The 20,035-nt window shown below is 70.6% G+C and carries 16 protein-coding genes and 1 tRNA gene; 12 read left to right on the top strand and 5 right to left on the bottom strand.

Annotated features, from left to right (window positions below):
• Positions 1-47: 47 nt before the first annotated feature.
• Positions 48-1,439, bottom strand: a complete 1,392-nt coding sequence (locus tag ASD78_RS07380) for a S8 family serine peptidase (protein WP_056099948.1) — start codon at positions 1,437-1,439, stop codon at positions 48-50.
• Between the two features lie 258 nt (positions 1,440-1,697).
• Between ASD78_RS07380 and ASD78_RS07375 the strand changes: the two genes are divergently transcribed.
• From ASD78_RS07375 to ASD78_RS07320, 12 genes are all read left to right on the top strand, one after another.
• On the top strand, positions 1,698-2,504 hold the full coding sequence (locus ASD78_RS07375) for a DUF6689 family protein (RefSeq protein ID WP_327037115.1): 807 nt from the start codon (positions 1,698-1,700) through the stop codon (positions 2,502-2,504).
• A gap of 44 nt (positions 2,505-2,548) precedes the next feature.
• Entirely contained in the window at positions 2,549-3,424 is an 876-nt protein-coding gene (locus ASD78_RS07370; RefSeq protein ID WP_056099620.1) for an FHA domain-containing protein, read from the top strand.
• Positions 3,421-6,744 carry a serine/threonine-protein kinase gene (locus tag ASD78_RS07365; protein ID WP_082575476.1) on the top strand — a complete coding sequence of 1,108 codons (3,324 nt, stop codon included), beginning with the start codon at positions 3,421-3,423 and terminating at the stop codon, positions 6,742-6,744. Before ASD78_RS07370 ends, ASD78_RS07365 begins: the two co-directional genes overlap by 4 nt.
• 9 nt (positions 6,745-6,753) lie before the next feature.
• Positions 6,754-7,470, top strand: coding sequence for a sensor histidine kinase (locus ASD78_RS07360; protein ID WP_055902712.1), 717 nt, complete (start codon positions 6,754-6,756; stop codon positions 7,468-7,470).
• 45 nt (positions 7,471-7,515) lie between these two features.
• Positions 7,516-8,166, top strand: coding sequence for a response regulator transcription factor (locus ASD78_RS07355; protein ID WP_055902718.1), 651 nt, complete (start codon positions 7,516-7,518; stop codon positions 8,164-8,166).
• Between the two features lie 283 nt (positions 8,167-8,449).
• Positions 8,450-8,926, top strand: coding sequence for an LEA type 2 family protein (locus ASD78_RS07350; RefSeq protein WP_055903945.1), 477 nt, complete (start codon positions 8,450-8,452; stop codon positions 8,924-8,926).
• A 102-nt stretch (positions 8,927-9,028) separates the two neighbouring features.
• Positions 9,029-10,819, top strand: coding sequence for an acyl-CoA dehydrogenase C-terminal domain-containing protein (locus tag ASD78_RS07345; protein WP_056099616.1), 1,791 nt, complete (start codon positions 9,029-9,031; stop codon positions 10,817-10,819).
• A gap of 193 nt (positions 10,820-11,012) precedes the next feature.
• Complete coding sequence (locus ASD78_RS07340; protein ID WP_235565810.1) at positions 11,013-11,627, top strand: HNH endonuclease; 615 nt, start codon at positions 11,013-11,015, stop codon at positions 11,625-11,627.
• Positions 11,628-11,814: 187 nt separating this feature from the next.
• Positions 11,815-12,993 carry a hypothetical protein gene (locus ASD78_RS20615; protein WP_156087618.1) on the top strand — a complete coding sequence of 393 codons (1,179 nt, stop codon included), beginning with the start codon at positions 11,815-11,817 and terminating at the stop codon, positions 12,991-12,993.
• A gap of 118 nt (positions 12,994-13,111) precedes the next feature.
• Positions 13,112-15,019: a 1-deoxy-D-xylulose-5-phosphate synthase gene (gene dxs / locus ASD78_RS07330; RefSeq protein WP_056099610.1), complete on the top strand. Its 1,908-nt coding sequence runs from the start codon at positions 13,112-13,114 to the stop codon at positions 15,017-15,019.
• A gap of 114 nt (positions 15,020-15,133) precedes the next feature.
• Positions 15,134-15,406 carry a hypothetical protein gene (locus ASD78_RS07325; protein WP_056099607.1) on the top strand — a complete coding sequence of 91 codons (273 nt, stop codon included), beginning with the start codon at positions 15,134-15,136 and terminating at the stop codon, positions 15,404-15,406.
• Between the two features lie 347 nt (positions 15,407-15,753).
• A complete protein-coding gene (locus ASD78_RS07320) occupies positions 15,754-16,764 on the top strand; it encodes a TraB/GumN family protein (RefSeq protein ID WP_056099604.1) in 1,011 nt (336 codons plus the stop codon).
• Between the two features lie 60 nt (positions 16,765-16,824).
• Here ASD78_RS07320 and ASD78_RS07315 read toward each other — a convergent pair.
• The 4 genes from ASD78_RS07315 to pheT form a co-directional block, all read right to left on the bottom strand.
• Positions 16,825-16,901 (bottom strand) — tRNA-Pro (locus ASD78_RS07315).
• 53 nt (positions 16,902-16,954) lie between these two features.
• Positions 16,955-17,311 (bottom strand): MerR family transcriptional regulator, encoded by a 357-nt coding sequence (locus ASD78_RS07310; RefSeq protein ID WP_055902735.1) that lies wholly within the window; start codon positions 17,309-17,311, stop codon positions 16,955-16,957.
• A complete protein-coding gene (gene ihfA, locus ASD78_RS07305) occupies positions 17,292-17,591 on the bottom strand; it encodes an integration host factor subunit alpha (RefSeq protein WP_055902738.1) in 300 nt (99 codons plus the stop codon). Before ihfA ends, ASD78_RS07310 begins: the two co-directional genes overlap by 20 nt.
• 35 nt (positions 17,592-17,626) lie before the next feature.
• Positions 17,627-20,032 carry a phenylalanine--tRNA ligase subunit beta gene (gene pheT / locus ASD78_RS07300; RefSeq protein ID WP_056099601.1) on the bottom strand — a complete coding sequence of 802 codons (2,406 nt, stop codon included), beginning with the start codon at positions 20,030-20,032 and terminating at the stop codon, positions 17,627-17,629.
• Between the last annotated feature and the right edge of the window lie 3 nt (positions 20,033-20,035).

Raw genomic sequence — 20,035 nt, 5'->3', positions numbered from 1 at the left:
CGCCTGCTTTCCACCCGGACCGTCCTTGGCCGGATAGGGCGGGAAACTCAGTAGGACTGCGCGACCAGCGCCGCCTCGTACGCATCGACATGGCCGCTGCCGACCTCGAACGGCAGGCGCCCGGCCATGGGGTTGGCGGTCGCGGTGAGGATCTGCTTGACCTCCATCGGGTTCAGCGCCGGATTGGCCTCCAGCAACAGGGCGACGATGCCGGCCACGTGCGGGGTCGCCATGGATGTGCCGCTCATATGCGTGTAGTACAGCGCTTTGGCACCGAGCGAGACATCCTGCGGCAGCGCCAGCACCGGCAGCAGGCCGGTCAGGGCGCGGGTCGAGACGATGTCGACGCCGGTCGCGACCAGGCTGGGCTGATTGGTGTAAGTCCAGCTCACGCCGTCGGGCATGGTGAAGCTGGCGCTTTCGCCGGGATTGCCGCGCGAAGAGAAGTCGGCGAGCGTGCCGTCCTTGTTGCCGGCGCCGACCGAGATCACCCACGGCGCCTGCGCATAGGGGTTGTGGGTATTGGCGGCGGGGCCGTCGTTGCCGGCCGCGAACACGCTGACGATGCCCTGCTTGTAGGCCTCGTAACTGGCGAGGTTGACCGGGTCGGTGGGATCGAACGCGCCCGAGGAGCCCCAGGAATTGGAGATCACCCGGATCGGCGAGGCGAAGCTGTTCTTGTGGCTGATCGCGTAGTCGTAACCGCCGACCGCGTCCAGGATCGAGATCACCGCGCCGGAGCCGTAGCCGACCAGGTCCGCGCCGGTGGCGACGCCGCGGTACAGCCCGGCCGACTGCGCGCCGCTGCCGCCGACGGTGCCGGCGCAATGGGTGCCGTGGCCGGAGCTGATATCGGTGTTGAGCTGGTTCTCCAGTACCACCACCGGCAGGAAATCCAGCACCGCGTGCAGGTTGGTCAGGGCCTGCACGTTCTGGATCACGCGCTGGCCGTACTTGAGGTCGGCGTGGGTGGCGTCGATGCCCGAGTCGTTGATCATCACCGCCACCCCGCGCCCGGTGTAGGGCGTGGTGCGGCCGAAGTCGCCGGGATTGGCCTGGACCCGGTTCACCCCGGACAGCTCGCGCGCCTCCTGGTTGTAGTACTCCAGCGCACGGTTGAGGTGGATCGCGCGCACGTCGCTGCGCTGGGCCAGGGCGCGGATCTGCGCCGGCGTGGCCAGCGCGCCGGCGATCGGCAGGTTGCGCATGCTGATGCCCTTGCCGATGCCGAGCGAACGCAGCACCTGCAGCTGGCTGCTGCGCACCGGCCCGGTCTGGTCGTAGGACACCACGACTTCGAGCCGCTCCAGCGCGGACGCGGTGCCGAGCACCCGGTTCAGGGCGGCATCGAGCTGGGCGCCGGCCAGGGCCATGCCGCTGGCCATCATGCCCACGGTCAGCGCGGACAGCTTGAGGAAGGTGCGGCGAGTGCGTTGCATGCGCGGGTTCTCCATGAATACGGACGGCGGCGCCGGGGACGATGCGGGGGTCCGGCAACCGCACGATGGCGGTCCTGATCCGGGCGCAGCCATCCGGATGAACGCCCAGGGCCCGTGGGGGAATTCCCCTAGAGACTTCATCTGGCACGCGGAGTACGCTCGGCGCATGCCGTTGCCCTGTCTGCGCCCACGGCGGACGCCGACCGGGCCACGGTCCACGGGGGGTGTCGCATGGCGAACTGGGCATGGAGTGCGCTGTTGGCTGCAGTGTTGTGGGGCGGTTCGGGACCGGCCAATGCGCAATCGCTGCCGGTCAGCGTCAATATCTCGGGCAACGAGGCCAATGCCTTCGTCGGCCTGCCCGGACTGACCATCCTGGACCTGAGCCTGGAGTTCGAGAACGCCCAGGGCCTGAACGCGAACAGCCTCGGCATCGGCGCCAAGATCGTCAGCCCGCTCAGCCCACTGCTGCAGGGGCGATTGCCCAGCCTCAGCCTGACCTCGCTGACCGCGGCCCTGCCGGTGCTGATCACCATCGAGCCGCCGGCCAACGGCGGCCTGCGCTTCCAGGGCACCGGGCGAGTCGAACTGCATACCCACGTCCTGCCCTATGCGCTGGGCAGTTCGCTGCGCCTGTTCAAAGGATCGCTGGGCGGGCCGTTCTACGACATCACCGACGAGATCGCCCAGGGCAGCGTGCGCGCACGCGGCACCTATGGCGGCTTCTCGCAGTTCCTGATCCTGATCGACCTGCGCCCCACCGGCATGGTCATCGACGAAAAGATCCTGCGCCTGCGCAACCGCGTCGCCTTGCTGCCGGTCGCCGAGCAGCCGGCGTTCACCGCGCTGCTGGACAGCACCGAGGATGCCCTGGACAACGGCGACTACCCGGCCGCGCTGACCGCGATCGACGCCGTGCGCAGCCTGGCCCAGGCCAACGCCGGCACCACCCTGCCCAACGAATGGCGGGCCGACCACAGCACCACCAACCATGCCGGCGAACTGATCGCCGGCGCCGCGACCCTGCGCTTCAGCGTGGTCTACCAACGCGACTACGGACAGTGATGCGCATCCGCCATGAGGCCGCCGGCCGCGCTTAAGATGCGCCCATGCCGGCGCGCCTGATCGCTTACCCGCCCGAAACCGCAGCGATCACCTGCTGGATCGCCGCGGGCGGGCGTCTGCGCATCGGCCGCGCCGGCGATTGCGACCTGGTCCTGGAGCACCCCTCGGTCTCGCGCGCCCACGCCGAACTGCACCACGACGGCAAGCAGTGGCGCCTGCACGACCTGGGCAGCAAGAACGGCAGCTACGCCGACGGCATCGCGGTCGAGGACTCGGCGCTGGCGGCGCCGTCCTGGCTGCGCTTCGGCGACGTCCACTGCGATTTCGCCGAGTTCGACGAAGCCCAAAGCAATGGCCTGCGCCTGCGCCAACAGCAGCGGCGCGATTTCTCGCTCGCGCTGACCCGCCGGGTCGAAGCCGGAGCCGACCCCGACCGCCTGCCCGAGGAAGTGCTGCGCGGCGTGGTCGAGCTGGCCGACTGCAGCCGCGGTTTCCTGCTCCTGGCTAGTGGCGACGACTACTCGGTGCGCGCCAGCGTGGTACTGGACCCGGCCGCGCTGCGTTCGCGGGTGTTCTGCGGCAGCGTCGGCGCGGTCCAGCGCGCGCTGTCGCTGCGCAAGCCGGTGGTGGTCAACGAAGTCGCGCGCAGCGACTGGGCCGCCGACCGCGCGTCGATCGTCGACGGCGGCCTCAAGAGCCTGGTCTGCCTGCCGCTGCTGGACGGCGCGCGCACCCTGGGCGCGATCTACGCCGACCGCCGCAGCCCGGGCGAACCGATCACCGAGTTCGACCTGGAACTGCTCAGCGCCTTCGCCGAGAGCGCGGCGCTGTGGCTGCTGGCGCGCAGCGCGGTCGAAGCGCTCGACGACGCCCCGCGCTGGAGCACGATAGTCGCAGGCCCGCACGGAAGCACACCATGACCGAACCTTCCGCGGCGACCGCCACCGGGCTCTACGCGCAGCAGCGGCTGGCGCCGGGCACGGTGCTGGCCGGGCGCTTCCGGATCGAGTCGGTGCTGGGCGTCGGCGGCATGGGCGTGGTCTACCGCGCCACCGACCTGACCCTGGACGTGACCGTCGCGCTCAAGCTGCTGCGCCCGGAACTGGCCACCCGCGCCGACGCCTTCGAGCGCTTCCGCCAGGAACTGCTGATGGCGCGCCAGGTGTCGAGCCCGCGCGTGGTGCGCATCCACGACCTCGCCCAGCACGACGGCCAATGGCTGATCGGCATGGACTACATCGACGGCGAAGCGCTGGACCGCAAGCTCGACCGCGAAGGCCCGCTGCCGATCGAGGACGCGATCCGGATCGCGCGCCAGGTCGCGCAGGGCCTGTCGGCCGCGCATGCGCGCGGCGTGATCCATCGCGACCTCAAGCCGGCCAACGTCCTGGTCGATCGCGCCGGCGACGCCTGCATCACCGACTTCGGCGTCGCCCGTTCGCTCGCCAGCACCGGCCTGACCCAGTCCGGCGCGGTGGTCGGCACGCCCGACTACCTGTCGCCGGAACAGGCGCGCGGCGAAGCGGTCGATGCGCGCAGCGATCTCTATGCGCTCGGCCTGATCCTGTACGAAATGCTCGCCGGCGCCATGCCCTTCGCCGGCGGCACCGTGCACGAGGTGCTGGCGCAACGCATGCTGCGCGCGCCCGCGCCGGTGACCCGGCAACGGCCGCAGACGCCGCCGTGGCTGGCGCGCCTGGTCGACCGCCTGCTGCGCCCGCAACCCGCGCACCGCCTGCGCAGCGCCGACGAGGTCGTGCGCGCGCTCGAACAGCGCAAGCTCGCGCGCGACTACCGGCCGCGCCGCGGCGCCTGGCTCGCGTTGGCCGCGGCGCTGGCGCTCGCGTCGGCGGCCGGCGTCTGGCTGTGGCGCGCGCAAACTCCGGCCGTGCCCGAAGGCGTGGCCGCGGTCGCGCCGCTGCACCGCCTGCTGGTGTTGCCGATCGATGCGCCGGACGAGGCCCAGCTCGCGCCCGCACGTCGCGTCGCCCTCGCCGCGCAATTGCGCAGCGCCCTGGCCGGCGTGCCGGGCCTGGCCGTGGTCGACGAGGACCGTACCCAGCAGGCATTGCGCCAGCTCGATCCCACCGGCAGCGCACGGCTCGACTCCGATGCCTTGCGCCGCACCGTCGGCGCCGACCGCATGCTGCACGTGGTGCTGCGTCGTGACGGCCAGGGTTGGCTGGCCGACGCCGAACTCGAAGACGAGCGCGGCGGCGCTCATCGCAGCAGCGGTCGCGGCGCCGATCCGCTCGCCGCATTCACAGCCTTGCCGGCCGATGCCGGCTTCCGTCGCGATCTCGGCCTGAGCGCACCGCTCGCCCTGAACCTGCCCGCCTCAGCCGCGCTCGACGCCTACGGCGACGGCCTGCGCGCGCGCCAGGACAGCGCGCCGGTGGAAGCGATGGCGGCGTTCCGCAAGGCCATCGAGGTCGCGCCCGCCTTCGCTCCGGCCTGGCTGGGCGTGGCCGAATCGGCGCAGGCGATCGGCGATCTCGACGCCGCCTACGACGCGCTCGAACGTGGCCAGCGCGTCGCCGCCGATGCGCCGCAAACGCTACGCCGCCGCTTCGCCGCCGAACGCGCCCTGCTCGACGGCGATGCCGAAGCCGCGGCCGCGCAATGGCGCGCGCAATTGCAGTCCACCCCCGACGACACCCGTGCCGAACTCGAACTCGGCCGCACCCTGGGCGCGGGCGGCGATCTCGCCGGCGCGGTCAAACAACTGCAAAGCCTGACCGCGCGCGACGCCAACGACCCGCGCGCCTGGTACGAACTGGGCAAGTTCTCGATCCTGCACGGCCAGGCCCGGCGCGCGGTCGACGACTACCTGGTGCGCGCGCTGGTGCTCTACAAGCGCAGCGGCAACCGCTACGGCGAGGCCGAAACCGTCAACGCACTCGGCATCGGCTACAGCCGCCTGGGCCAGAACGATCAGGCCCAGGAGCAATACCGCAAAGCCGTGGAACTGCGGCGCGCGGTCGGCAATCGCCGCGGCCTGGCCACCAGCCTGCGCAACCTCGGCAACGTGCTGTCGCTGTCGGGCCGCTACGACGAAGCCGCCGCCAGCCTGCAGCAGGCGCGCGAACTGCACCTGGCCCTGGACGACCGCCACGGCCTGGCCGCGGTCGACAACGAGCTGGGCCTGCTGGCCGAAGAACGCGGCGACTATCCGGCCGCGCTGGCTGCGTTCCGGCTCGCCCTGCAAGGCTGGCAGCAGACCGGCGACGCCCAGGGCACCGCGCAGGCGCTCAACGACATCGGCTTCGCCCACTACCAACTCGGCGCCTACGACGACGCCCAGGCCTATCTGTCGCAGTCGGCCGGCGCCTACGAAAAGCTCGGCGACCAGACCGGACGCATCCGCACCGCGCAGAACCTCGGCCAGCTCGCGATCGCGCGCGGCCAATGGAACGCCGCGCGCGAACAGCTGGAACGCGCATTGAGCGACGCCGAACGCGAACAGATGGTCGAGGAAGCCGCGGTCAGCCGCCGCAACCTGGCCGAACTGGCGCTGCTGCAGGGTCGCTACGACGAAGCGCTGACCCAGGCCGGCAAGGCCGAAGCCTTGTTCCGCCAGCGCCAGGATCCGCGCGGCATCGCCGATGCCGGACTGCTGCGCGCGCAAACCCTGATCGCCGCCGGCGCCGACGGCGAAGCGGCCAAGGCCCTGGACGCGATCGCCGAACCGGTCGCGCAGGCGCCCGCCGAACAACGCGGCATCGATGCGCTGCTGCGCGCGCAACTCGCCCGCCGCGCCGGCGACGCCAAGGTCGCGGCGCAGCGTCTGGCCGAGGCGCGCCGCTACGCCGATGCCTCCGGCGTGCGCCTGCTGCGGCTGCAGGTCGATCTGGAAGCGATGAAAGCCGGCGCCAGCGAACCCCGACTCGGCGCCGACGTGGTCGCGCTCGGCCACACCGCGCTGCGCCTGGACTGGGCGGAAGCCGCGATGGTCCAGGCGCTGGCCGCGCGCGACCCGGCCGGCGCGGTGAAACGCTATCGCGAGGTGGTGCCGCTGCTGCGACGCGGCGACTACGCCGGCGCCCTGCGCCTGCACGACCTCGGCGCACAGGCGCTGAGCCTGGCCGGCGATGCCGGCGCCGCCGCCCACGCCCGCGACGACGCCGTGGCCGCGCTCCAACGCGTGCGCGAACACCTGCCCACGACCCTGCGCAGCGGCTTCGATGCCGCGCCGCAGATCGCGCGCCTGGACCGCGCGCACCCGGCGCGCGAGCCCTGAGCCGTCGCCATGGACGAACTCTCGACCCTGCGCCGGCAATACCAGGACCTGCTCGAACGCCTGGAGCGCAACGAGCGCGAATTCCGCCGCCTCGGCCGCGCGGTCTGGCGCGTGCAGGAGGACGAACGCCGCCGCCTCGCGCGCGAACTGCACGACGGCATCGGCCAGAACCTGACCGTGCTCAAGCACCGCCTGGACCAGCTCGACGCCGCCCTGCCGCCCGCCCGCGACGACGCCCACGCCACCCTAGCCGCGGCCTTGGCGCTGTGCGGCGACACCCTGCAGGACACGCGCGAACTGTCGCGCCTGCTGCGTCCGCCGATCCTCGACGACCTCGGCCTGGAAGCGGCGCTGCGCTGGCTGGTGCGCAGCCAGGCCGAAGCCAGCGGCGTGCGCATCGAGCTCGAGATCGAAGCCCTGCCAGCGCTGGACGGCGAACTGCAGACGCTGCTGTTCCGGGTCGCCCAGGAAGCGCTCAACAACGCCGCCAAACATGCTCAGGCCCAGCTGGTTCGCGTCCACCTGACCGCGCGCGACGGAGGCTTGCAGTTGCGCGTGCACGACGACGGCCGCGGCTGCGAGCTCGAACAGGCCGTGCAGGGCGGCGGCAGCGGCCTGGGCGGCATGCGCGAGCGCCTGCGCCTGTACGGCGGGGTGCTGCAGTTGCGCAGCGCCCCCGGCGAAGGCCTGCGCCTGAGCGTGCGCGTGCCCTTGTCGCCTCCTTGAACGCCGACGCTTGACGCGCGTCGGACACGCGAGCAGCGTAGAGCCATGGGGACCAAGACCGTGCGCGTACTGATCGCCGACGACCACACGATGGTCCGGGAGAGTTTGGTCGGGCTGTTGCAGGCCGAGGGCGACGTCCAGGTCGTGGCCCAGGCCGCGGACGGGCTGGAAACCCTGGAGAAGGCGGTCGCGACCCGCCCCGACGTGGTCATCACCGACATCTCGATGCCGCGCCTCAACGGCATCGAAGTCGTGCGCCGCCTGTGCGAGGCCCTGCCCGACACCCGCGTGCTGGTGCTGACCATGCACCAGGAAAACGAATACGTGCTGCAGGCGGTGCGCGTCGGCGCCTCCGGCTACATGGTCAAGGACAGCGCCGCCTCGGAACTGCTGGCCGCGGTGCGCGGCGTCCATGCCGGACACGGCTACTTCGGCCCGCAGGCGGCACGCGCGCTGGCCGAGCAACTGCAGCATCCCGAGCGCGACCTCGGCGATCCCTACGGCCGCCTGACCGCGCGCGAACGCGAGGTCTTCCACCTGATCGCCGAAGGCCACACCACCAAGGAAATCGCGCGCGAGCTGACGATCAGCGTCAAGACCGCCGAAAACCACCGCGCCCGCGTGCTCGACAAGCTGGACGTGCGCAACACCGCCGAACTGGTGCGGTATGCGTTGCGCAAGGGCCTGGTCGACTAGGTTGGAGCGAATTCCTCCTTTGCGAAGGGGGAACAGCCAGGCGGTGCAACCGGATCGGCCGTGCAAACGCCTCTGGAGCCGAAGCGACTGCCCCCCACAAAGAGGACGGCAGTCCCACACCCAGGATCGACCGCAGCCGCCTCCCCATCCAACGGGGAGCGAGGGCGATCGGCTCGGCACTCGCCGGCCTGCATCGCTCCCCCCACGGCAGCATCCCCCACCCTACGCCGTAGTATCCTCGGCCTCCCATAACGGCTTACGGCGGAGCGGCAGCATGAAGGCGATGCGTTGGACTCGTGGATTGGCCCTGGCGAGTTGCGCCTTGCTGCTGGCCGCCTGCGTCGGCGGACCGGTACGTCGCGTGTCCGAGCCGTCCGCGCGCATCCAGCAGCTGACCGTGCGCGCCGACGGCAGCTGGTCGGCCGAGCTGCGGATCGAGAACTTCAGCAGCATCCCGATGCGCTTCGACCGCTTCGACCTGGCCCTGAGCCTGGGCAGCGACGAGGCCGGCCGCCTGCAAGGCACGCCGGCGTTGTCGATCGGCCCCGAATCGGCGGACGTGATCGCGGTGAACCTGCGGCCCACCGGCGCGGCCAAGCTCGCCGTCGCCGACGCGCTCGCGAGCGGCCGCAGCGTGTCCTACACGCTCAAGGGCAGCATCGACGCCACCCCGGACGAAGCCAAGAAGCAGCGCAACTTCGAAGTCGACCGCAGCAGCGCGCTGAGTCCCGCGCCCGGCCTGCCCGGCGTGCTGCGCTGACGGCCGCGATCGGGGCTTCGGGATTCGGGAGTCGCACCCCCGTCCTGACCCCTGCTTCTTCGCTTTCGCCAATCCCGAATCCCTAATCACGAATCCCAGCCTATGAGCACCTACAAAGCCCCCCTCGCCGATATGCGTTTCGCCCTGTTCGACGTGCTCGGCGCCGAAGCCGCATTCAAACGCCTGGGCTTCGCCGATGCCACGCGCGACGTGCTCGACGCCGTACTCGACGAAGGCGCGCGTTTCACCGAAACCGTGCTCGCTCCGCTCAACCGCGTCGGCGACGAGATCGGCTGCAGCTACGACAAGGCCAGCGGCGCGGTGACCACGCCGCCGGGCTTCAAGCAGGCCTATGCGCAGTACGTCGAAGGCGGCTGGGCCGGCCTGGTCTCGCCCAGCGAATTCGGCGGCCAGGGCCTGCCGCACGCGGCCGGCGTGCCGCTCAAGGAAATGATCGACGCCGCCAACCTGGCCTGGGGCAACTTCCCGCTGCTTTCGCACGGCGCCACCGAGGCCCTGCTGCATCACGGCGAAGCCTGGCAGCAGGAGGTGTTCCTCAAGCCGCTGATCGAAGGCCGCTGGACCGGCACCATGTGCCTGACCGAACCGCATTGCGGCACCGACCTGGGCCTGCTCAAGACCCGCGCCGAGCCCAACGCCGACGGCAGCTATTCGATCACCGGCACCAAGATCTTCATCACCGCCGGCGAGCACGACTTCACCGACAACATCGTCCACCTGGTGCTGGCGCGCCTGCCGGACGCGCCTGCCGGCAGCAAGGGCATTTCGCTGTTCGTGGTGCCCAAGGTCCAGGTCTCCCGCGACGGCGGCATCGGCGCCGCCAACGCGGTGCGTTGCGGCGCGCTCGAACACAAGATGGGCATCCACGGCTCGGCCACCTGCGTGATGAACTTCGACGGCGCCCAGGGCTATCTGATCGGCCAGCCGCACAAGGGCCTGATGGCGATGTTCACCATGATGAACACCGCCCGCCTCGCGGTGGGCCTGCAGGGCCTGGGCCTGTCCGACCGCGCCCTGCAGAACGCGCTCACCTATTCGCGCGAACGCCTGCAGATGCGCGCGCTGTCGGGCGCGAAATTCCCCGACAAGGCGGCCGATCCGATCATCGTCCACCCCGACGTGCGCCGCATGCTGCTGACCTGCAAGGCCCTGGTCGAAGGCGGCCGGGTGATGGGCTACCACGGCGCGCTGCTGGTCGACGTCGCCCACCACGCGCCCGACGCCGCCGAACGCGAACGCGCCGATGCGCTGGTCGGTTTCATGACCCCGATCGTCAAGGCCTGCCTGACCGAGTGGGGCGTGGAATGCACTTACCACGCGCTGCAGTGCTACGGCGGCCACGGCTACATCGCCGAGCACGGCATGGAACAGCTCGCCCGCGATGCCCGCATCACCACCCTGTACGAAGGCACCACCGGCATCCAGGCCCTGGACCTGCTCGGCCGCAAGGTCATGCAGCTGCAGGGCGCGGGTCTGCGCGTGATGCTGGAGGAGATCGAAACCTTCTGCGCCGCCAACGCCGACAACGCCGCGGTCGCCGAATTCATCGGCCCGCTGCGCGAACAGGCCGCGCAATGGCAGCAACTGACCATGCAGATCGGCCAGCGTGCGGTCGCCGACGCCGACGAAGTCGGCGCGGCCGCCTACGACTACCTGATGTATTCGGGCTACGTCGCGCTGGCCTACTGGTGGGCGCGCAGCGTCGCCGCCAGCGAAGCCTCCTCTCAGTCCGAGCGCTTCAAGGCCGGCAAGCGCGAGACCGCGCGCTTCTACTTCGCACGCCTGCTACCGCGCACCCGCGCCCACGCCGCGGCGATCGCCGCGCCGGCCTCGACCCTGACCGCGCTCGACGCCGACGCCTTCGACGTCTGATCGCAACAGCACCCGCGCGGCCACGGACGGCCGCGCAGCGGGCATCGCGCCCGCGCCAGCTACCCAAAACGTCATCAAACGGGTATAAGCTGATATCCCGATGGAGACCCATAGAGCGAGCCTACGCTTGGTCCGAACCGGAACCCACGCAGAGCGACTGCTGCGTGAGCCGGAAGTCCTCGGCGTCTCTGGCTTGGACCTCGCCCAGCGCTACGCGCACCCACGCCCGCCCAGCGACCGCCTCAATGCGGTACGGCTCCTGTCGCTCGATGCGCATGGCCGCGTGCTCGACTGGATGAACTGGCAGGAAGCGACCTGCCTTTACGTGCGCGGCGCGGTGGCCTGGACCTTGGGCGACCCCTGCCTGCGCGTGCACGGCGGCACCAGCCGCCTCAGCGGCGAGCAGAGCCTGATCGAACTGCATCCGATCGTGGCCGCGCGCGGCCACGCCCGTACCCATGCGCTCGACCCGACCCCGGCCCTGACCAACGCCGCCCTGTTCGCGCGCGACGACTACCTGTGCCTGTACTGCGGCCGCGACTTCAACCGCCCGCACCTGACCCGCGACCATGTGATCCCGGTGTCCAAGGGCGGCCGCGACATCTGGGAGAACGTGGTCGCCGCCTGCTTCCACTGCAATTCGCGCAAGGGCAACCGCACCCCGCAGCAGGCCGGCATGCCGCTGCTCGCGGTGCCGTACCGGCCGAGCTGGGTCGAGCACCTGATCCTGTCGAACCGCAACATCCTCGCCGACCAGATGGCCTTCCTGCGCAACCAGCTGCCCAAGAAGGCGCGTCTACCCGCCTGAACGGCGCAAGCCCTGGCCGTCGATACGGCCGTACCGCGCAAGGCCAAGCCGTGACGCCCGTCGCGCTCTACCGCTCGCTAAACGCGCACCTGCCGAAGAACGCTGGTTTGCGACGCGTTGCGCGCGTTGACGAGGTGATGGCTGTCCGCAACACTCGTCCACCACAGAAAAGATGGACGACGCAACGATGGCTCTGACCCTCGGTCTGACCGGAATGGACCCGGCGACGGAGACCGCACTGCAGGCGGCCTTCAAAGATGCCAACGCCCGCCTCGGCGCGCGCTGGCAGCTGCTGCCCGAGAGCCAGGCCGACTACGTCGTCGTGGACATGGACAGCATGTACGGCCCGATGAGCTGGCTGCGCCTGCATGCCGCGGGCAAGAGCGTGATCGCGCTGACCAGCGCCCCGCGCACCCAGGCCGACTACCGCCTCGCCCAGCCGTTCGACGCCAACGCTATCGGCGATTTGTTACGCGAGATCGCGACCCAGGCCGGGCAGCCGCTGGAACCCGCGCCGGCGCCGCCCGCGATCGCCAGCGCGCCGAGCCCGGCGCCCGCCGCGCCCCGGCCCGCGCCGGCCGAACCGATCCCGACCCTGGACCGCGCGGTCGAGATTCCGCTCGGGGTCGCGCCCACGCCGGCGCCGGCGCCCAGGGCGGCAGCTGCTCCAGCGCCGGCTCCCGCACCTGCACCTGCACCCGTCGCAGCCGCGCCTGCGCCTGCGCCTGCGCCGGCTCCCGCACCGCCTGCGCCCGCACCCGCCGCACCCGCCGCACCGAAGCCCGCACCCGCCCCGGCACCCGCCGCCGCGGTCGGCGAATCGCTGCTGGTCTGGCTGACCTCCGGCCGTCTGCGCGGCCGAGTCCGCCTGCGCGGCGCCGAGCCCCTGTTCATCGACGCCGAGCAGCGCCAGTACTACGGCCCGTCCGCGCTCAAGCCGCTGTCGGCCTATTTCGAGAAGAACCCGTCCGCGGCCGATTTCGAAGCCGTCGACGACAAGAGCTGGGCCGCCGCGATCGCGCCGCTGGGCGAGGCCATGCCGCTGGCGCGCCTGGTCTGGTTCGGCAGCCTGCTCGCCGGCCACGGCGCCCTGGCGCCCGGCTACGACCCGCAGCGCCGCTACCAGATGGTCAAGTGGCCGCAGACCGAACGCGAGTTCCCCAAGCACTTCCGCATCGCCACGGTGATGATGAAGGGCCCGGCGACCCTGGCCGAGATCACCGAAGCCAGCGGCGTGCCGGCCAGCGACGTCGCCGACTTCGTCAACGCCAACCTCGCCACCGGCTTCGCCGAGCCCGAGTCCGAGCCCGATCCGGCGGAACCGGCCAAGGCCGGCGGCCTGTTCGGACGCCTGCGCGGCCGCTGATCGCCGCGATCGCAGGCGCGAGGCCGCGGCCCGCGCCTGAACCCGCCACGCACCCGCTTCTTGCCCGCCTCACACAGGGGCGGGACAATGACCGACTGAACGCCAGAACCCGTCGGTAATGATCGATTCGCAGCGCTACCCGCGTCTTTCCCGCATCCAAACCCCCGCCGACCTGCGCCAGTTCGCCGAAGACGAGCTGCCCGCGATCGCCGAGGAGTTGCGCAACTACCTGATCGAACAGGTCGCCCTGGTCGGCGGCCACTTCGGCGCGGGCCTGGGCGTGATCGAGCTGACGGTGGCCCTGCATTGGCTGTTCGAAACGCCCACCGACCGCCTGGTCTGGGACGTCGGCCACCAGTGCTACCCGCACAAGATCCTCACCGGCCGCCGCGACGATATCCACACCGTCAAGCAGAAGGACGGCGTCGCGCCGTTCCCGAAGCGCGAGGAGTCCGAGTACGACACCTTCGGCGTCGGCCACAGCTCGACCTCGATCTCGGCGGCGCTGGGCATGGCGATCGCGCTGCAGCGCGCCGGCGACGAGCGCAAGGTCGTGGCGGTGATCGGCGACGGCGCGATGACCGCCGGCATGGCCTTCGAAGCGCTGGCCCACGCCGGCGGCATGACCGATCCCGAGCCGAACCTGCTGGTGATCCTCAACGACAACCAGATGTCGATCTCGGAGAACGTCGGCGGCGTCACCAAGATGCTCGGCCGCCTCACCGGCAGCCGCACGCTCAACGCGCTGCGCGAAGGCGGCAAGAAACTGCTCGGCGACAAGCGCAAGCCGGCCGCCAAGTTCGTGCGGCGCTGGGAAGAACACTGGAAGGGCATGTTCGTGCCCTCGACCTTCTTCGAGGAAGTCGGCTTCCATTACACCGGCCCGATCGACGGCCATGACCTGCCGGCCCTGCTCGGCGCGATGAAGACGCTCAAGACCCTCAAGGGTCCACAGCTGCTGCACATCATCACCACCAAGGGCAAAGGCTACGAGCTGGCCGAAGGCGACCAGATCGGCTACCACGCAGTCGGTCCCTTCGACCCCGAGAAGGGCCTGGTCAGCAAGCCCGGCGCCAAGAAGCCGACCTACACCGACGTGTTCGGCGAATGGCTGTGCGACATGGCCGCGGCCGACGACACCCTGCTCGGCATCACCCCGGCGATGCGCGAAGGCTCCGGCCTGGTGCGCTTCAGCAAGGAATACCCGGGCCGCTATTTCGACGTCGCCATCGCCGAACAGCACGCGGTCACCTTGGCCGCGGGCATGGCCTGCGAAGGCGCCAAGCCGGTGGTCGCGATCTACTCGACCTTCCTGCAGCGCGGCTACGACCAGCTGGTCCACGACGTCGCGATCCAGAACCTGGACGTGCTGTTCGCGATCGACCGCGGCGGCGTGGTCGGCCCGGACGGCGCCACCCACGCCGGCAACCTCGACCTGTCCTACCTGCGCTGCGTGCCGAACATGGTGGTGATGGCGCCGGCCGACGAGGACGAGTGCCGCAAAATGCTAAGCACCGGCCATCGCTATCCCGGCCCGGCCGCGGTGCGCTACCCGCGCGGCACCGGTCCCGGCGTCGCGGTGCAGCCGAACCTGGACACCCTGCCGATCGGCAAGGCCGAACTGCGCCGCAGCGGCAAGCACATCGCCCTGCTCGCCTTCGGCGCGATCGTGCCGGCGGCCGAACAGGTCGCCGCCGAGCTCGGCCTGAGCCTGGTCAACATGCGTTTCGTCAAACCGCTGGATCGCGGCTTGATCCTGGAACTGGCCAAGAACCACCGCGGCTTCGTCACCCTCGAGGACAACGTGGTCGCCGGCGGCGCCGGCAGCGGCGTGGCCGAACTGCTCGCCGCCGAAGGCATCGTCCTGCCGATCCTGCACCTGGGCCTGCCCGACGAATTCCAGCACCACGCCAGCCGCGAACAGCTGCTGGCCGAATCCGGCCTCGACGTCGCCGGCATCCGCAGCGCCGTGCTTGCGCGCTGGCCGGAACTGCTGGAAGCGCCGCCGCGCAGCGCGGCGCTCTGAGGCAGCGATGAAGCTCAGCCCCCTGGTCGCCACCGCGACCGCGGAGGAGCTGGCCTTCATCGCCGCGCTCGACTACGGCCAGGACACCGAGCCGCACTTGCGCGCCTGCGTACAGTGATCTTCGAGCAGGACGGCGCACTGCGACCGGGCCAGCATTGGCATCCCTACGAAGTGATCGAGCTCGGCGCGAACGCGCTCGTGCCCGATCATCCGCGCGAATTCGCCCTCTGCACCCTGCTGGTCCTGCATGCGGTGGCCACCGGCTACGACACCGCAACCGACCTCGCATCCAAGTTCGAAACCCATGCGGCGGACTACGACGCCCTGCCTGCCGACTTGCGCGACGAGGTCTTGCGCGCCTACGCCGGCACGCAGCCCCGACCGTAGGTTGCAGTGACGCAAGCTCTCTGTGGGAGCGACGTAAGTCGCGATCCCCAGTCGCCGGGTCGCGCGGATCAGGTGGAACCCCATCGCGACTCAGGTCGCTCCCACAGGAAGCGGCTACGCTCCGCCTGCGCTGGCTGAAATCGCACGGCCCCCRGTCGCCGGGTYGCGCGGATCAGGTGGGGCTCAATCGCGACTTACGTCGCTGCCACAGGAAGCAGCCGCGCTCCGCTTGCGCTGGCTGAACGAAATCCGCACGGCCCACCCGGCATGCACCGATCCGCACTGCGCCGGGAAGCGCGAATCTGGCAGGCTCCGGACTCCTCCCCGTCACCACGGAAACGCAACGGATGCGCCCTGCCCTGCTCGCCTGCCTCGCGCTCTCGCTCGCATCGCTCGCCCCCGCCGCACTCGCGCAAACGCCGCCGGCCGCGCCTGCCGCCGAAACCATCCGCGACATCGACACCGTGGTCGTCTCCGGCGTGCAGCCCGGCCCCGGCATGTGGAAGGTCAGCCGCGGCGAGCACGTGCTGTGGATCCTGGGCACGCTGAGCCCGATACCGAAGAACATGCGCTGGCTGTCGCGCGACGTCGAAGCGACGATCGCGCAATCGCAGGAAGTGCTGGAACCGCCGTCGGCGTCGATCGGCACCGACCTGGGCATGTTCCGCAGCATGCTGCTGATCCCCTCGGCGCTGAAGGCGCGCCGCAATCCCGACGACAAGACCCTGCGCGAGGTGGTGCCCGCCGAGCTCTACGCGCGCTGGCTGCCGCTCAAGGCGCGCTACATCGGCAGCGATCGCGGGGTCGAGAAATGGCGCCCGGTGTTCGCCGCGCAGGAACTGTACGAAGCCGCGATGCGCCGCTCCGACCTCTCGCTCAAGGGCGTCGTCTGGCCGGTGGTCGAGCGCAGCGCCAAGCAGCACAAGGTCAAGATCACCTCGTCCAAGGTTGAAGTGAAGATCAAGGACCCCAAGACCGCGCTCAAGGACTTCGCCAACACCACGCTCAGCGACACCGACTGCTTCGCCAAGACCCTGAGCCGGATCGAGAGCGACATCGAGACCATGCGCGCACGCGCCAACGCCTGGGCGATCGGCGACATCGAAGCGCTGCGCGCGCTGCCGCAGGGCGATCAATACGAGGTCTGCCTGCGCGCCGTCACCGCCTCCGGCGCCGCCCAGCGCCTGGGCTTCGGCGACCTGCGCGAGCGCGTGGTCCAGAGCTGGCTGAGCAGCGCCGACCGGGCCCTGCTCAGCAACCGCACCAGCTTCGCCAGCCTGCCGATCGCCGAACTGCTCAAGCCCGACGGTTACCTGGCGCGGCTGCAGGCGCGCGGCTACACGGTCGAGGCGCCGTAAGCGCGCGGCCCAAAACGCAAAACGCCCGGCGCGGGCCGGGCGTTGCGGTGAAAACCATATTGGTCGGGACGGCCGGATTTGAACCGACGACCCTCTGCCCCCCAGGCAGATGCGCTACCAGGCTGCGCTACGCCCCGACGTGTTGCGATGTCCGCTCTGGCGAGCGGGCGGCAAGTATAGCCGCAAAGGTTCAGCGCCGCAGCAGTTGCAGCACTTCTTCCAGCTCCATCCGCACCTGGCGGATGATCTGCGAGCTCAGCGCGGACTCGTCCTTGGCGGCCTCGCCTTCCAGGCGCAGGCGCGCGCCGCCGATGGTGTAGCCCTGTTCGTACAGCAGGCCGCGGATCTGCCGCACCATCAGCACCTCGTGGCGCTGGTAGTAGCGGCGGTTGCCGCGGCGTTTGACCGGATTGAGGGTCGGGAACTCGGTTTCCCAGTAACGCAGCACGTGCGGCTTGACGTCGCACAGCTCGCTGACCTCACCGATGGTGAAGTAGCGCTTCGCCGGGATCGGCGGAAGTTCGCGATTACTGCCCGGATCCAGCATAGGCCTCCACCCGCTCCTTGAGTTTCTGTCCCGGACGGAAGGTCACCACCGTCCGCGCCGAAATCGGAATTTCCTCGCCGGTCTTCGGGTTGCGCCCGGGCCGCTGGTTCTTGCGGCGCAGGTCGAAATTGCCGAAGCCCGACAGCTTGACCTGCCGGCCGTGCTCCAACGCTTCGCGCAACGCATCGAAGAACGCGTCGACGAATTCCTTGGCCTCGCGCTTGTTGAGCCCGACTTCGTCGAACAAGCGCTCCGCCATTTCCGCCTTGGTCAATGCCACATCGTTTCCCCTGTTCTCAACCGACGATGCGCAGCTCAGGCGCGGATCTTCGCGCCATGGTCGCGCTCGATCGCCGCCATCACCGCGATCACTACTTCTTCCACATCGCGGTCAGTCAGGGTGCGTGATTCATCCTGCAGAATCAAGCCCATAGCGAGACTCTTGAATCCCGTTTCCACCCCTTTGCCCTGGTAGCGGTCGAACAGCACCAGATCGCGCAGGGACGGGCCCGCAGCCGCCTGAACGGAGGCCGAAATCGCCGCCCAGGGGGCGTCCTCGGCGACGACGAACGCGAGATCGCGGCGGACGGACGGGTACCGGGACAGGGTGCCGGCGCGCGGTACGGCGCGCTGCGACAGCGGTGCCAGATCCAGCTCGAACGCGACCACGTCGGCGTCCAGATCCAGGGCGCGCTGCAGGCGCGGGTGCAGCTGGCCGATCCAGCCCAGTCGGCGGGCTTGACCGTTCTCATCGAGCCGGTAGACGTCGGCCGAGCGACCCGGGTGGGCCCAGGCCGGCTGCGAGGGCCGGTACTCCAGGCGGGCGCCGGCCAGCGCGGCCAGGCTGTCGAGGTCGCCCTTGAGGTCGTAGAAGCCGACCGGGCGGCTCTTGCCGCTCCAGTGCTCGCCGCCGGCGTCGCCGCAGGCGGCCGCGGCGATGCGCGCGGTCTGCAGCGGCGCTTCGCCGGCACGCGTCGCGAACACGTTGCCGAGTTCGAACAGGCGCAGCCGCGACTGCTGGCGGGCGGCGTTGCGTGCGAGCGCGGCGACCAGGCCCGGCAGCAGCTGGGTGCGCATCACGCCGAGTTCGGCGCTGAGCGGGTTGGCCAGCGCCACCGCGCCGTCGCTGAGCTGCCAGGCGGCGAGCAGGTCGGCGTCGACGAAGGCGTAGTTGATCGCTTCCAGATAACCGCGCGCGGCCAGCTGGCGCCGCAGCACGCCGGATTCGACCTGGGTTTCGCTGGGCGCGATCAGGCGCGTGGCGCCGCCGGGCAGCGTGGTCGGGATCGCGTCGTAGCCGTGGATGCGGGCGATTTCCTCGATCAGGTCTTCCTCGATCGCCAGATCGAAGCGGCGGCTGGGCGGGATGACGCTCCAGCCCTCGGCCGTGTTGGCGACCGTCAGTCCCAGCGCCTGCAGGATGCGTTCGACATCGCTGTCGGCGACGCGCAGGCCCAGCACCCGGGCCAGGCGCTCGCGCCGCAGCGGCACCGCCTGCGGCGGCGACAGGTGCTGCGGCAGCACCGCTTCGATGACCGGACCGGGCGCGCCGCCGGCGATCTCTACGATCAGCCGGGTCGCGACCTCGACCGCCTGGCGCGGCAGTTCCGGGTCGACGCCGCGCTCGAAGCGGTGGCCGGCATCGGTGTGCAGGCCGAGCTTGCGGCCGCAGCCGATGATCGCCGAGGGAATCCAGTGCGCGGCTTCCAGGAACACGTTGCGCGTGGCGTCGGTGACGCGGGTGTCGTAGCCGCCCATGATTCCGCCCAGCGCGACCGCGCGCGCAGCGTGGCCGCCCTGGCTGTCGGACACCACCAGGAAATCCGGATCCAGCGCGACGGTGCGGCCGTCGAGCAGCTTGGTTTCCTCGCCGGCGCGCGCGGGTCGCACCACGATCGGCTGAGTCAGGCTGTCGCGGTCGAAGGCGTGCATCGGCTGGCCGAGTTCCAGCATCACGTACTGGGTCACGTCGACCAGGAAACTGATCGGGCGCACGCCGCTGCGGCGCAGGCGCTCGACCATCCAGATCGGCGTGGCCACGGCGGCGTTGACGCCTTCGATCACGCGGCCGACGAAGCGCGGCACCTTGGCGCCGGCATCCAGTTCGACCGTCAGGGTGGCGTCGTTCAAGGCCGGCATCGGGGTGGCGTCGAACGGCACGACCGCCGAGCCGCAGGCGGCGGCAACGTCGTAGGCGATGCCGCGCACGCTGAAGCAATCGGCGCGGTTGGGAGTGAGCTTGATCTCGATGCTGGCGTCGGGCAGCGACAGGTACTGCGCCAGCGGCGCGCCCACGGGCGCGTCGGCCGGCAGTTCGAGCAGGCCGGAGGCGTCGGGATCCACGCCCAGTTCCTTGGCCGAACACAGCATGCCGAACGATTCGACGCCGCGCAGCTTGGCGGCCTTGATCGCCATGCCGCCCGGCAGGTTCGCGCCGACGGTCGCCAGCGGCGCCTTCAGGCCGGCGCGCGCGTTGGGCGCGCCGCACACGATCTGCACGGTCGCGCCGTCGCCGATCTCGACCTGGCAGACCTGCAGGCGGTCGGCTTCGGGATGCTTTTCGGCGCTGACGATGCGGCCCACGACGACGCCGTCGAGCGACTCGCCCAGGGCGGTCACCTCTTCGACTTCCAGACCGATCGCGGTCAACGTCGCGGCCAGTTGCTCGCGGGTCGCGTCGGTCGGCACGTGCTGGCGCAGCCAGTTTTCGCTGAATTTCATTCT

The sequence above is a fragment of the Lysobacter sp. Root667 genome, assembly GCF_001427715.1.
Taxonomy (GTDB): Bacteria; Pseudomonadota; Gammaproteobacteria; order Xanthomonadales; family Xanthomonadaceae; genus Lysobacter.
The sequence above is the reverse complement of the archived record's forward strand: the minus strand, read 5'-3'. Positions and strand labels throughout refer to the sequence as shown.

Excerpts from the sequence above, each read along its gene's own strand:
- ASD78_RS07380 (WP_056099948.1), bottom strand. The coding sequence starts at position 1,439 with ATGCAACGCACTCGCCGCACCTTCCTCAAGCTGTCCGCGCTGACCGTG.
- ASD78_RS07370 (WP_056099620.1), top strand. The coding sequence starts at position 2,549 with ATGCCGGCGCGCCTGATCGCTTACCCGCCCGAAACCGCAGCGATCACC.
- ASD78_RS07365 (WP_082575476.1), top strand. The coding sequence starts at position 3,421 with ATGACCGAACCTTCCGCGGCGACCGCCACCGGGCTCTACGCGCAGCAG.
- ASD78_RS07360 (WP_055902712.1), top strand. The coding sequence starts at position 6,754 with ATGGACGAACTCTCGACCCTGCGCCGGCAATACCAGGACCTGCTCGAA.
- ASD78_RS07355 (WP_055902718.1), top strand. The coding sequence starts at position 7,516 with ATGGGGACCAAGACCGTGCGCGTACTGATCGCCGACGACCACACGATG.
- ASD78_RS07350 (WP_055903945.1), top strand. The coding sequence starts at position 8,450 with ATGCGTTGGACTCGTGGATTGGCCCTGGCGAGTTGCGCCTTGCTGCTG.
- ASD78_RS07345 (WP_056099616.1), top strand. The coding sequence starts at position 9,029 with ATGAGCACCTACAAAGCCCCCCTCGCCGATATGCGTTTCGCCCTGTTC.
- ASD78_RS20615 (WP_156087618.1), top strand. The coding sequence starts at position 11,815 with ATGGCTCTGACCCTCGGTCTGACCGGAATGGACCCGGCGACGGAGACC.
- dxs (WP_056099610.1), top strand. The coding sequence starts at position 13,112 with ATGATCGATTCGCAGCGCTACCCGCGTCTTTCCCGCATCCAAACCCCC.
- ASD78_RS07320 (WP_056099604.1), top strand. The coding sequence starts at position 15,754 with ATGCGCCCTGCCCTGCTCGCCTGCCTCGCGCTCTCGCTCGCATCGCTC.
- ASD78_RS07310 (WP_055902735.1), bottom strand. The coding sequence starts at position 17,311 with ATGCTGGATCCGGGCAGTAATCGCGAACTTCCGCCGATCCCGGCGAAG.
- pheT (WP_056099601.1), bottom strand. The coding sequence starts at position 20,032 with ATGAAATTCAGCGAAAACTGGCTGCGCCAGCACGTGCCGACCGACGCG.